Source organism: uncultured Pseudoflavonifractor sp. (assembly GCA_904419835.1).
Classification (GTDB): domain Bacteria; phylum Bacillota; class Clostridia; order Oscillospirales; family Oscillospiraceae; genus Pseudoflavonifractor.
Genome location: CAJFTA010000019.1, coordinates 1 through 12,587 on the forward strand (window position 1 = coordinate 1; position 12,587 = coordinate 12,587).

Here is a 12,587-nt window from a genome sequence, read left to right on the forward strand (position 1 = left end):
TTCGCGCCGCACAGCGGCGCAAAAGTCCTCGCTCCGCTCGCCGCAAGCCTTGCGCGGCAAGGCATTGCGGGGCATTCGATTCCACGCGAGGCGGGCGGCCGCCCCCTCGCGCTCCCCCGCCCCAGTTCAGGCGGGTCCTTTTAAACTGAGGTTTTTCGACACGCTGAACAGCCCGGCGCGAAGCATTTCGCGCCGGGCTGTTTTGCCGTTTTGGTTCTCTCAGTTCTCCGTGGTCAGGGACTTGGGGCCGAAGCCGTGGGGCAGCAGCTCCTTCAGGGGCAGCTTGACAAATGCGTGGTCCCCCCGGGCCACCAGCACCGTCAGGTCGGGGGCAAACTCATAGAGCATCTGCCGGCAGGCGCCGCAGGGCCAGCAGTAGTCCGCCGAATTGCCCACCACGGCGATGCGCTGCCAGTCGTCCCGATGGCCCTCGCTCACCGCCTTGACGACGGCGGTGCGCTCGGCGCAGATGGTGGAGCCGTAGGCCGCGTTTTCCACGTTGCAGCCGGTGAATACCGCGCCGCCGGCGCACTCCAGCGCCGCGCCCACGGGAAAGCCGGAGTAGGGCACATAGGAGCGCTCCAGCATGGTAAAGGCCAGTTCTACCAGTTCTCGATCGGTCATAGGGCATGCCTCCTTTGATTCATTTTATCCTACGGGGCGGGGAAAAGTCAACCACAGGGTCAGGCGGCATAAAATTTACAAATTACCATACCAAACAACAGGGAAATGTGATATGATATCCTCTGAATACTCTGCTGCTTCGTTCCGGTGTCCGGCGGGTTCCGCGCCGCCCCGGAGCGGGACACATTCTGCCCCCGGAGGGTTTCAAAATGAAGAAAACATGCCTGCTGTTTGCTGTCGCGGCCCTGCTGCTGGGGACCCTCACCGGCTGCTTCCGCTCGGTGGACGAGCTGTTCACCCTGCCCAAGCTGCCCGAGGAGTACCAGAACCTGCAGGAGAAAATTGAAGAGGTCACCACCGGCGCCGGCGCCGAGTATGCCGCCCCCATTATGGGCGCCAACAACCAGCCCGTCCAGCTCCAGGACCTGGATGGGGACGGGGTGATGGAGGCGCTGGCCTTCTTCCGGGTCAGCGGCGCCAACGACGACAAGCCCCTGAAGATCTATATCTTCCGCCTCACCGGCGACGGCTACGAGCTGGGCGCCGTCATCGAGGGGGAGGGCTCCGCCATCAACTCCATCAGCTACGAGGACCTGAGCGGCGGCCCGGGCAAGGAGCTGGTGGTGAGCTGGCTGGTGAGCGGCAACGCCTATGTCCTGTCGGTATACTCCATCGAGCGCTACCAGGCCACCGAGCTGCTCCGCACCGGGTACACCAGCTTTGAGCTCCAGGACCTGGACATGGACAACCGGAAGGAGATTGCCGTGGTGCGGCTGGACACCATCGAGGGCAAGAGCCGGGTGGAGTTCTACGACGCCGAGGAAAACGACATGGTGCTCCGGTGCAGCCCCATGCTGTCCCAGGGCGTCACCGGTATTGTGACCGACGGCGTCCAGACCGGCTACCTCCGGGGGAACGCCGAGGGCAACACCACCGTCCCCGGACTCTTTATCACCTCCTACCAGGGGGAGGGCGTGGTCACCGACATCTTCGCCTGGCGGAACGGGGCGCTGGAGAACATCACCCTGGAGAGCAGCGAGGCGGGCAGCGGCGTGGGCGTGAGCAACTCCACCCGCCGCTCCAAGGACGACGCCATGCCCACTGACATCAACGACGACAATTTCCTGGAGATCCCCATGCCCGTGCCCCTCATCTCCAGCGGCGGCTCCACCACGGCGGAAACCCTGTACACCTGGGTTCAGTATGAGCTGAGCGGGGCGGGCGCGCCGGTGTTCACCACCTACCACAACTTTGACGACGGCTGGTACTTCATCCTCCCCGACTGGTGGGAGAACAAGATCACCGTCAGCCAGTACTCCACCATCGGCGAGAAGGCCACCGCCTTCTCCCTGTGGACCGGGGAGGAGCAGGAGGCAGAGACCTTCCTCACCATCTACAAGCTGACCGGACCCAACCGGTACACCCGATCCCGCATGGGGGAGCGGTTTACCCTCACCGCCGACGAGAATACCATCTATTCTGCCGAGCTCAAGACCGGCGCCTGGGACTGCGGACTGGATGCGGCGGGCGTGCAGGAGCTGTTCAAGCAGAGCACAACGGACTGGTAACGCAGGACAAAAAGGAGGCAGGAACATGAAAAAGGTACTTGTGCTGGAGGATGAATCCAACATCCGCAGTTTTGTGGTCATCAATCTCAAGCGGGCCGGCTACGAGGCCATCGAGGCCGAGACAGGCGAGGAGGCCCTGGCCCAGCTGCGCCGCAACCCGGACATCAAGGTGGCGCTACTGGACATTATGCTGCCCGACATGGACGGCTTTGAGGTCTGCCGCCGCATCCGGGCCAGCGACAGCCAGATCGGCATCATCATGCTCACCGCCCGCACTCAGGAGATGGACAAGGTCACCGGATTGATGACCGGCGCCGACGACTATGTGACCAAGCCATTCTCCCCGGCGGAGCTGACCGCCCGCATCGACGCGCTCTACCGCCGCACCGGCGGCGCGGAGAAGGAGAGCAGCGGGGAGATCTCCCAGCCCCCCTTCCTTCTCAACACCCGCAACCAGACCCTGGAGAAGAACGGCCAGCGGGTCAAGCTGACCCCGGTGGAGTACGCCATCGTGAAGCTCTTTATGGAGAAGCCGGGTCAGGCTCTCTCCCGGGAGGAGATTCTGGACACCGTCTGGGGCAGGGACTACTTCGGTGAGCTGAAGATTGTGGACGTGAATATCCGCCGCCTGCGCATCAAAATCGAGGACGACCCCCAGAACCCCGCCTACATCACCACCGTGTGGGGCTACGGATATAAATGGGGCTTCTGAGAGAGGGAATCCGGGGGGAACAGCCACACATGAAATCCAACAAATTCAAGGGCATCCGCAAGCGCTGGATGGTCAACTCCATCAGCGTGGTGCTGCTCATCGTCCTGCTGGCGGTGACCGCCTTCTCGGTGGCCCTGGCGGGCTACTACTACTCCAGCATGAGCTCCGAGCTCAAGGGCAAGGCGGAGAGCGCCGTCAGCCAGAGCACCGCCCACACCGAGACCGAGTACCTCCAGTACGCCCAGGACTATGTGTCCAACCGGTTCTCCGACCAGGACGGCATTCAGGTCCAGTTCATCAACGCGGAAAACGGCACCGTCCAGGTATCCAGCTATGGCAACGACGACCGGTACGGCCTCACCGCCGGCACCAAGCCGGACACCCCCGATATCTCCGGCGCCATTGAGACGGTGGACACCGTCTCCTGGACGGGCAACGACCCCCAGACCGGCGAGCACATCATGGCCGTGTCCAGCCCCCTGGTCATCAACGGCCAGGTGGTGGCCGTGGCCCGGATGGTCACCTCCCTGCGGCTGGTGGACCGGCAGATGACCATGATTGTCATTATCGCCCTGCTCATCGGCGCCCTGATCCTGGCCCTGGTCTATTTCTCCAACCTGTACTTTGTCCGCTCCATTGTGGAGCCGGTGGCCAGCATCACCGAGACCGCCAAGCGCATTGCCGCCGGCAGCTACGGCATCCAGATCGAGAAGAAGTTCGACGACGAGATCGGAGACCTGACCGACACCATCAACGACATGTCCCTGAAAATCAAGCAGTCCGAGAAGCTCAAGAGCGAGTTTATCGCCTCGGTCTCCCACGAGCTGCGCACCCCCCTCACCGCCATCAACGGCTGGGCCGAAACCATCCAGAACGGCGAGGTGCGGGACGCCGAGGACGTGCGCAAGGGCATGAGCATCATCGTCTCCGAGGCCAGACGGCTGACCAACATGGTGGAGGAGCTGCTGGAGTTCTCACGCATTGAGGACGGCCGGTTCACCCTGTCCATTGAGCCGGTGGACATCAAGGCCGAGCTGGAGGACGCGGTGTACACCTACAAGGAGTTCTTCCGCAAGGAGGGGATTATCCTCAACTACGAGGACACCGAAGAGGAGTTTCCCACCATTGAGGCCGACCCGGAGCGGCTGCGGCAGGTGTTCTCCAACCTCTTCGACAACGCCGCCAAGCACGGCGGCAGCGGCAAGCGCATCGACACCGCCATCCGCCGGGAGGGGGAGGAGATCATTATCACCATCCGGGATTACGGCCCCGGCATTCCCGAGGAGGAGCTGCCCCACGTGAAGTACAAGTTCTACAAGGGCTCCTCCAAGGCCAGAGGCAGCGGCATCGGCCTGGCGGTGTGCGACGAGATTATCACCCGCCACAACGGCACCCTGGACATCGGCAACGCCGAGGGGGGCGGCTGTATCGTCACCATCCATCTGCCGATTGGAACATAGGTTCTAATTTTTCTTGCAATCAGGCCGCCGGTCTGATACAATACAAAAGGCAACAAAAGGAGAAACACAACCCCATGTCAAATGAACACAAATCCTGCGCCACCCCCTTCAAGACCATGATCGGCGGGCAGGCGCTCATCGAGGGCATCATGATGATGGGCCCCGAGAAGCGGGCCATTGTGGTCCGCAAGCCCGACGGCCAGCTGGAGGAGAAGGTGGACGACCGGGTCCTCATCAAGGACAAGCACCCCATCCTGGGTCTGCCCTTTATCCGGGGCATCTTCAACTTCGGCTCCTCCATGGCCAACGGCGTGAAGGCCCTCATGTACTCCGCCTCCTTCTTCCCCGAGGACGAAGAGGAAGAGGAGGAGCCGTCCAGGTTCGAGCTGTGGCTGGAAGAGCGCCTGGGCAGCGAGAAGGCCGCCGGCTTCTTTGTCACCCTGGCGGTGATTCTGGGCGTCGCCTTCTCCGTGGGCCTCTTCATTCTGCTGCCCACCGCTCTGGTGGGCGCCGGCGGGGTTCTGGCCGGCGGCATGCCCATGTGGCTGCGCAACCTGCTGGAGGGCGTGGTCCGGGTGGTCATCTTTATGGGCTACCTCATCCTCTGCTCCCGCATGAAGGACATCCGCCGGGTGTTCTCCTACCACGGGGCCGAGCACAAGACCATCTTCTGCTACGAAAAGGGCCTGCCCCTGACGGTGGAGAACGTCCGGGCCCAGCCCCGGCACCACCCCCGCTGCGGCACCAGCTTCCTCTTTGTGGTCATTGTGGTGGCCATCCTGGTGTCCAGCGTGGTGTTTTCCTTCATCGAGGTGACCAACACCTTTGCCCGCATGGGCCTGCATCTGCTGATGCTGCCCGTCGTGGTGGGCATTACGTATGAGATCAACCGCTTCGTGGGCGCCCACGACAATATCATCTGCCGGGCCGTCCGGGCCCCGGGGCTGTGGATGCAGAACTTCACCACCTTTGAGCCGGACGACTCCATGATCGAGGTGGGCATCCGCTCCCTGACCTTGGTGCTGCCCAGCGTGAAGGGAAAAGACGCCTGGTAAAAAGAAGCGCTGAGCGCCCGGGAGCAGGCGCACAGCGAACCGCGCAGACCGAAAAACAGGCCGGCGGAGCCGGCGGCATTTTCGGCGGAGCGGTGAGCAGTGTGCCGTCGCGGAGGGTGCGAGGCGTGACAGGGGAGAAGCGCTGAGCCGTCGTGAGCAGGGCGGATGGACCGGAGCGAGGGCGCGAAACCGAAGGGCCGCGAAGCGGACCTGTTTCAAGCCCGAGACGCAGGGAAGCCGCCCGTCGCGAACAGGCGAAGCGTGACAAAGAAAGAGAGAAAACGCAGACAGGTGTGTGAGTGTGTGTGGCGACAACCTATAACAATCTCTATCTGGACGCCCGGCAGAAGCTGAAGGCGGCCGGTGTAGAGGCCGCCCAGCTGGAGGCCAGGGAGCTGGTCTGCTTTGCGGCGGGCAAGAACAGGGAGCAGTTTTTCCGGGATATGTCCCTCTACGCCTCCGACGAGGTGGAGGCCAAGGTGGAGGACCTGATGAACCGCCGCCTGGCGGGGGAGCCGGTGGCCTACCTCATCGGCGAGTGGGAGTTCTACGGCCTGCCCCTGGACATCTCCCGGGGCGTGCTCATCCCCCGGGCGGACACCGAGGTGCTGGCCGAGCAGGCCATTCTGGCCGCACGGGCCGCCGGGGAAGGGGCCAGAGTGCTGGATTTATGCGCCGGCAGCGGCTGCGTGGGACTGGCGGTGGCCGCCAATGCCCCCAATTGCCGGGCCGTGCTGGCCGACGTGTCCGAGGAGGCGCTGAAAATCTGCCGGCAGAACATCCGGCGCAACGACCTCAACGCCCGGGTGACCTGCGTCCAGGCGGACGCCCGGCAGGCGCCTCCCGCCATGCTGTGGGACTTTGACGTCATCGCCTGCAACCCGCCCTACATCCCCACCGGGGACATTGACGGCCTGGACCCCTCTGTCCGGGACTACGAGCCCCGCCTGGCCCTGGACGGCGGCGATGACGGCCTGGACTTCTACCGGGACATCGCGGAGAAGTGGCGCACCGCCCTGCGGCTGGGGGGCGTCCTCCTCTTTGAGGTGGGCATCGGCCAGGCCTCCGGCGTGGAGCAGATTCTCTCCCGCTGCGGCTACGAGGACATCGAGACCTTCCAGGACACCGGCGGCATCTGGCGCGTGGTGAAGGGGACGGCCAACCAATAACAACACCGGGGCGGACGGCCGCCCGCTGAAAGGATGATATACAAACATGGCAGACAAGAAAAAGTCCACCGTGGAGAGCGCGGCGCCCGCCGCCGACAAGAAAAAGGCCCTGGAGACCGCCATGGCCCAGATTGAGCGGGCCTACGGCAAGGGCTCCATCATGCGCCTGGGGGACAACGCCGGCATCGTGGTGGAGGCCATCCCCACCGGCTCCCTGTCCCTGGACCTGGCCCTGGGCATCGGCGGCCTGCCCAAGGGACGCATCATTGAGATCTACGGGCCTGAGTCCTCCGGTAAGACCACCCTGGCCCTCCACGTGGCCGCCGAGGCCCAGAAGCGGGGCGGCGAGGTGGCCTTTATCGACGCCGAGCACGCCCTGGACCCCACCTACGCCCGGGCCCTGGGCGTGGACATCGACTCCATGCTCATCTCCCAGCCCGACACCGGCGAGCAGGGCCTGGAGATCTGCGAGGCCCTGGTCCGCTCCGGCGCCATCGACGTGGTGGTGGTGGACTCGGTGGCCGCCCTCACCCCCCGGGCGGAGATTGAGGGCGACATGGGCGACTCCCACGTGGGCCTGCTGGCCCGCCTCATGAGCCAGGCCCTGCGCAAGCTGGCCGGCTCCATCGCCAAGACCAACTGCATCGTCATCTTCATCAACCAGCTGCGGGAGAAGGTGGGCGTGGTGTACGGCAACCCGGAGGTCACCACCGGCGGCCGGGCCCTGAAGTTCTACTCCTCCGTCCGCATTGACGTGCGCCGCACCGAGGCCCTCAAGAGCGGCTCCGAGGTCATCGGCAACCGCACCCGGGCCAAGGTGGTGAAGAACAAGGTGGCGCCCCCCTTCCGGGAGGCCGAGTTCGACATCATGTACGGCGAGGGCATCTCCAAAATCGGCGAGCTCATCGACCTGGGCGTCAAGCTGGACCTGGTGCAGAAGAGCGGCTCCTGGTTCGCCATGGGCGACATGCGCCTGGGCCAGGGCCGGGACGCGGCCAAGCAGTTCCTGCGGGACAACCCGGAGGTGGCTGAGAAGCTGGAGGCCGACATCCGCCGGGACGCCTACAAGCTGATGCCCAGCCAGGCCAAGGCCGCCGCCCGTGCCGCCGGCCGCGCGGTGGACGTGTCCGCCGAGGACTTCGAGGATGAGGATAACTAAGCTCCTGCCCTCACAGCGGATTCAGGGCCGGTGGCTGTGCCATCTGGAGGACGGGACCATCCTGCGGGTGACCGAGAACGAGGTGGCCTGTTTCGGGCTGTACTCCGGCATGGAGCTGACCGAAGAACTGCGGGAACAGCTGGAGGAGGCCGTCCGCCGGGGCGAGGTGAAGGAAAAAGCCCTGCGGCTCCTGTCCGGAAGGCCCATGTCCCGGAAGGAGCTGGTGGACAAGCTCACCGCCCGTCCCCGCGACAAGGAGAAGGAGCCCATCCCCGAGGAGCTGGCCGAGGAGGCCGCCAACCGTCTGGAGGAGCTGGGCTACCTCAACGACGCCGAGTACGCCCGCACCGTAGCCAGGCATTACGCGGTCAAGGGCTACGGGGAGCGGAAGCTGCGGGACGAGCTGTGGAAGCGGGGGGTGCCCCGGGAGCTCTGGGATCAGGCCCTGGAGGAGGTTCAGGACCCGGCGGAGGGCATGGACGCCTTTATCCGCCGCAAGCTCATGGGCCGTACCCCCGACCGGGAGACCCTGGGCAAGCTGTCCGCCGCCCTGGCCCGAAGGGGCTACCGCTGGGAGGACATCCGCGCCGCCCTGAGCCGGTACGGCGGAGACGAAGAGGAGTTCTTCTAGATTGTAAGATGGAATACAACGACATTTTTGCAAAACGGGTGTTTGAACTGCGCAAGGCCAGAGGAATCAGCCAGGAGAAGCTGGGAAAGGCCGTCGGCCTGTCGCACAAGGCCATCAGCACCATCGAGAGCGGCGCCCGCTCCACCACCATTGAAAAGCTGATCGCCCTGGCCCGCTATTTTGGGGTCTCCACAGATTACCTGCTGGGGCTGAAGGACGCGGAAAAGTAAGAAAAATCGGAGCAGAGACGGAGAGCGGCTCTTTAGGGGAGAAAATCGTTATTCAGTATAACTTTACAAACCAATGGATTCGTGATATCCTGTACTTCACGTTCAGATGAAGGAGTTACACGCTGTGAATCAGTATAAAATTGCGTTTGTTTCCCTTGGCTGCGCCAAGAATCTGGTGAATACCGAGCAGATGATGGCCCTGTGCCGGGACGCGGGCTATGAGGTGGTGTCCAACCCGGAGGGGGCCGACGTGGCCGTCCTCAACACCTGCGGCTTTATTGACTCGGCCAAGAGCGAGGCCATTGACAATATTCTGGAGCTGGCCGGGCTGAAGAGCAGGGGCGCCCTGGGCAAGCTGCTGGTGACAGGCTGCCTGTCCCAGCGGTACAGGGACGAGCTGATGGAGGAGATGCCCGAGGTGGACGGCGTGCTGGGCACCGGCAGCTACACCGACATCGTCCCCGCCGTGGAGTCCGTTATGGAGGGGGACCAGCCCACCTTCTTCGGCGACATCGACCACACCGTGGAGGACGGCGCCCGGATGGTGTCCACCCCCGCCTACACCGCCTACCTGAAGATTGCAGAGGGCTGCGACAACCGCTGCTCCTACTGCATCATCCCCTACCTCCGGGGCCGCTACCGCAGCCGGACCATGGAGTCCCTGCTCGCCGAGGCAAAGGAGCTGGCCGGCCGGGGCGTAAAGGAGATCATTGTCATCGCCCAGGACATCACCCGCTACGGCACCGACCTCTATAAGAAGCGGATGCTGGGCGAGCTGCTCAAAGAGCTGTGCAAGCTGCCCTTCCACTGGGTGCGGCTGCACTACCTGTACCCCGACGAGCTGGACGACGACCTCATCGAGGTCATCGCCAGCGAGCCCAAGATCCTCAAGTATATCGACATCCCCCTCCAGCATATCAACGACAAGCTGCTCCGCGCCATGAACCGCCGGGGCACCAAGGCGGAGATCCTCTCCCTGCTGGACAAGCTGCGGGCGCGGATTCCCGGCCTGGTGCTGCGCACCTCCCTCATCGCCGGCCTGCCCGGCGAGGGCGAGGCGGAGTTCGAGGAGCTGTGTGACTTCCTGCGCCAGGTCCGCATCGAGCGGGCGGGTATCTTCCAGTTCTCCCCCGAGGAGGGCACCCCCGCCGCCGTCATGCCCGACCAGGTGGACCCTGACACCGCTGCCCGCCGGGTGGAGCTGCTGGTGGACATCCAGTCCCGGGTGATGGACGCCTTCAACGAGAGCCGCCTGGGCGAGACCCTGGAGGTGCTCTGCGAGGGCTTTGACCCCGACATGGGCTGCTATGCCGGCCGTTCCTACGCCGATTCTCCCGACGTGGACGGCAAGGTGTTCTTCACCGCCGCCGGGCTGGTGCCCGCCGGTACCTTTGTCAACGTGCGCATCACCGGTACCGAGGACGGCGACCTGATGGGCGAGATCGAGGAGGCGTAAGGGATGAATACGGCCAACAAGCTCACCCTCAGCCGGGTGATCATGATCCCGCTGTTCCTGGTGGTGCTCTATCTGGGCTTCCCCTTCAGCCAGTATGTGGCCCTGGCCATCTTTATCCTGGCCAGCGTCACCGACTTTGTGGACGGGTACATCGCCCGCCACTATAATCAGGTCACTGACTTCGGCAAGTTTATGGACCCCCTGGCCGACAAGCTGCTGGTCATGGCGGCCATGCTGTGGTTCGTGGAGACCGGCCGCTTCCCCGCCTGGGCCCTGCTGATTGTCATCGCCCGGGAGTTCGCCGTCACCGCCCTGCGGCTCATCGCCGTGGAGCGGGGCAGGGTGATCGCCGCCGCCTGGTCCGGCAAGATTAAGACCGCCTCCACCATGGTGGGCATCTGCGTCATGTTTCTGTTCCCCCACCCGGTGGTGGACACGGTGGTCATGGCCGTCATCGTCCTCACCACCCTCTACTCCGGCGCGGAGTACTTTATCAAAAACCGGGACGTTATGGACTGGAAGAACATGTGACATATGAAAACTCCGGCCGCTCTGATGAGCGGCCGGAGTTTTCATATGGCAGATTAAAGGGAGTTCACAATGGCGGAGAGGACCAGGCTGATCAGCCACCACAGAGCAAAGGCGGTGAGGATGGCGCCCACCGTGGACCAGAAGGTGAGGGGGCGCACGCGGCGGATGGTCTGGTTGTCCGCCACAGGCGCGGCGTGGAAGATGGCTTCCGGGCTTCTGGTGTCGCTGTCCCGCACCACCTTGACCAGCCCGCAGCCGGAGAAGGAGTTCCTGGCGGCCTCGTAGGCCTTGGCGGCGGGCACGCCCTTGAGAAGGACGGCGGGGAGATTGGCCGCGCACTGCTCCGCCTCGGCCTGAGACATGTGGAAATCCCGGCAGAGGTTCTGGAGCACCATCTTCTCTCCCGGCTGGGCGTCCAGCAGCACCAGGGAGCAGGCGGGGGCGTCGTCGGGCAGCTGGGACAGGGGATAGCCGCAGTGGACACAGGCGGAGGAGAGGTCGGAGATCTCCCTGCCGCACTCAGGGCAGCGGATCAATGCCATATCACACACTTCTTTCTCAAAACAGTTGCAATGGAAACGGGCCGATTCTTTTATCGTCTGACTTCCCGGACGACAGAGCGGCGGGCGGCCCTTTCTCTGGCTTCAGTATACCATAAAGAGGGGGAGGCTTCAAGTGCCGCAGGCTGGAAATCTGCCAGCTGCCATGCTATACTAATGCTTGTTGGAAGAAAAGACCATTATCCATCAGCAGGGAGGAGCAGGGGAGATGCAGACACAGGGAGGCCTTTTGGAGCGGATATTTCATCTCCGGGAGCAGAACACCACAGTACGGACTGAGGTTATGGCGGGCATTACCACATTTGTGACCATGGCCTATATTCTGCTCTGGGCGTTATCTCCTATGTGGTGATCCACGCCGCCTCCGGCCGGAAGAGCCGCCGGGAGGTCAGCCCCGCCATGTATGTGCTGGCCGCCCTCTTTGTGCTCAAATACGTTCTGATCTGAGGGAGAATGCCGCCCTTGACACCGGACAGGCCCCGTGATAATATACTATAACAATAGAATATCGCGAGGAACGGAAAGAGTAGCGCAGGCCTTACCGGCCAGAGAGGGACCGTCACCGGCTGAGAGCGGTCCCGCGGGAACCCCGCGCGAAGTGCGTCCGGGAGCGAGAGGGATGCAGACGCCCTCCGGCTGGCCCCGTCATCGGCCTTTGAGTGAGAAACGAGAGTGGAACCGCGGTTTTGAATCGCCTCTTGTGCCCCTTCGGGCACAGGAGGCGTTTTCTTTTATCTCCCGCCGGACAGGCGGATGGACAGGAGGTATTCCATGACCAGACTCGGCGAGACCCTGCGGGCCTATCAGGCCCGTGACCCGGCGGCCCGCAGCCGCCTGGAGATATTTCTGCTCTACCCCGGCGTCCACGCCGTCATCTACCACCGCATCGCCCACTGGCTCTACCGGCACAGGCTCTTCTTCCTGGCCCGGTGCGTGTCCCAGTGGAGCCGGTGCTGGACCGGCATCGAGATCCACCCGGGCGCCAAGATCGGCCGCAGGCTGGTCATCGACCACGGCATGGGCATCGTCATCGGCGAGACCGCCGAGATTGGGGACGACTGCCTCATCTACCACGGCGTCACCCTGGGCGGCACCGGCAAGGACCACGGCAAGCGCCACCCCACCCTGGGCAACAACGTGATGGTGTCCGCCGGAGCCAAGGTGCTGGGGCCCTTCAAGGTGGGGGACAACTCCCGCATCGCGGCCAACGCCGTGGTGCTCACCGAGATCCCGCCCGACGCCACCGCCGTGGGCGTGCCCGCCCGGGTGGTGCGCATCGCCGGCGAGCGGGTGGACTACGCCTCCCGGGTGGATCAGATCCACGTCACCGACCCGGTGCACAAGGAGCTGCAGGCCCTGTCCTCCCGGCTGGAGTGGCTGGAGCAGTTCATTGACCAGCAGGCCAAAAACGGAAATCTTTAAAACAAGGAGA

At 63.9% G+C, this 12,587-nt stretch carries 14 protein-coding genes; 12 read left to right on the top strand and 2 right to left on the bottom strand.

Features of this window, described 5'->3' with window-relative positions; translation table 11 throughout:
* Window positions 1–219 precede the first annotated feature (219 nt).
* Window positions 220–624: a cytidine deaminase gene (cdd, locus tag QZY67_RS05270; protein WP_295368879.1), complete on the bottom strand. Its 405-nt coding sequence runs from the start codon at window positions 622–624 to the stop codon at window positions 220–222.
* Window positions 625–833: 209 nt separating this feature from the next.
* On the opposite strand from cdd, the gene QZY67_RS05275 reads away from it, so the two are divergent.
* The 10 genes from QZY67_RS05275 (at window position 834) to pgsA (ending at window position 10,595) form a co-directional block, all read left to right on the top strand.
* Entirely contained in the window at window positions 834–2,192 is a 1,359-nt protein-coding gene (locus QZY67_RS05275) for a hypothetical protein (RefSeq protein ID WP_295368880.1), read from the top strand.
* Window positions 2,193–2,217: 25 nt separating this feature from the next.
* Window positions 2,218–2,904, top strand: coding sequence for a response regulator transcription factor (locus tag QZY67_RS05280; RefSeq protein ID WP_294531630.1), 687 nt, complete (start codon window positions 2,218–2,220; stop codon window positions 2,902–2,904).
* Between the two features lie 29 nt (window positions 2,905–2,933).
* Entirely contained in the window at window positions 2,934–4,364 is a 1,431-nt protein-coding gene (locus QZY67_RS05285; protein WP_295368881.1) for a HAMP domain-containing sensor histidine kinase, read from the top strand.
* 74 nt (window positions 4,365–4,438) lie between these two features.
* Window positions 4,439–5,419, top strand: coding sequence for a DUF1385 domain-containing protein (locus tag QZY67_RS05290; protein WP_295368882.1), 981 nt, complete (start codon window positions 4,439–4,441; stop codon window positions 5,417–5,419).
* Between the two features lie 305 nt (window positions 5,420–5,724).
* A complete protein-coding gene (gene prmC / locus QZY67_RS05295) occupies window positions 5,725–6,588 on the top strand; it encodes a peptide chain release factor N(5)-glutamine methyltransferase (RefSeq protein ID WP_294531635.1) in 864 nt (287 codons plus the stop codon).
* A gap of 46 nt (window positions 6,589–6,634) precedes the next feature.
* Window positions 6,635–7,747: a recombinase RecA gene (gene recA / locus QZY67_RS05300; RefSeq protein ID WP_295368883.1), complete on the top strand. Its 1,113-nt coding sequence runs from the start codon at window positions 6,635–6,637 to the stop codon at window positions 7,745–7,747.
* Window positions 7,734–8,378 (top strand): regulatory protein RecX, encoded by a 645-nt coding sequence (locus tag QZY67_RS05305; RefSeq protein WP_295368884.1) that lies wholly within the window; start codon window positions 7,734–7,736, stop codon window positions 8,376–8,378. Before recA ends, QZY67_RS05305 begins: the two co-directional genes overlap by 14 nt.
* 8 nt (window positions 8,379–8,386) lie before the next feature.
* The gene (locus QZY67_RS05310) at window positions 8,387–8,608 is read left to right on the top strand and encodes a helix-turn-helix transcriptional regulator (RefSeq protein WP_295368885.1); all 222 of its coding nucleotides are present in this window, start codon (window positions 8,387–8,389) and stop codon (window positions 8,606–8,608) included.
* Window positions 8,609–8,714: 106 nt separating this feature from the next.
* On the top strand, window positions 8,715–10,064 hold the full coding sequence (gene rimO, locus QZY67_RS05315) for a 30S ribosomal protein S12 methylthiotransferase RimO (protein WP_295368886.1): 1,350 nt from the start codon (window positions 8,715–8,717) through the stop codon (window positions 10,062–10,064).
* 3 nt (window positions 10,065–10,067) lie between these two features.
* Window positions 10,068–10,595 carry a CDP-diacylglycerol--glycerol-3-phosphate 3-phosphatidyltransferase gene (gene pgsA / locus QZY67_RS05320; protein WP_294531642.1) on the top strand — a complete coding sequence of 176 codons (528 nt, stop codon included), beginning with the start codon at window positions 10,068–10,070 and terminating at the stop codon, window positions 10,593–10,595.
* 53 nt (window positions 10,596–10,648) lie between these two features.
* Here pgsA and QZY67_RS05325 read toward each other — a convergent pair whose 3' ends face one another.
* The gene (locus QZY67_RS05325) at window positions 10,649–11,137 is read right to left on the bottom strand and encodes a hypothetical protein (RefSeq protein WP_295368887.1); all 489 of its coding nucleotides are present in this window, start codon (window positions 11,135–11,137) and stop codon (window positions 10,649–10,651) included.
* A gap of 226 nt (window positions 11,138–11,363) precedes the next feature.
* On the opposite strand from QZY67_RS05325, the gene QZY67_RS05330 reads away from it, so the two are divergent.
* Together QZY67_RS05330 and epsC are read left to right on the top strand one after the other, a co-directional pair.
* Window positions 11,364–11,507, top strand: coding sequence for a hypothetical protein (locus tag QZY67_RS05330; protein WP_295368911.1), 144 nt, complete (start codon window positions 11,364–11,366; stop codon window positions 11,505–11,507).
* A 419-nt stretch (window positions 11,508–11,926) separates the two neighbouring features.
* Window positions 11,927–12,577, top strand: coding sequence for a serine O-acetyltransferase EpsC (gene epsC, locus QZY67_RS05335; RefSeq protein ID WP_295368888.1), 651 nt, complete (start codon window positions 11,927–11,929; stop codon window positions 12,575–12,577).
* Window positions 12,578–12,587: the final 10 nt, after the last annotated feature.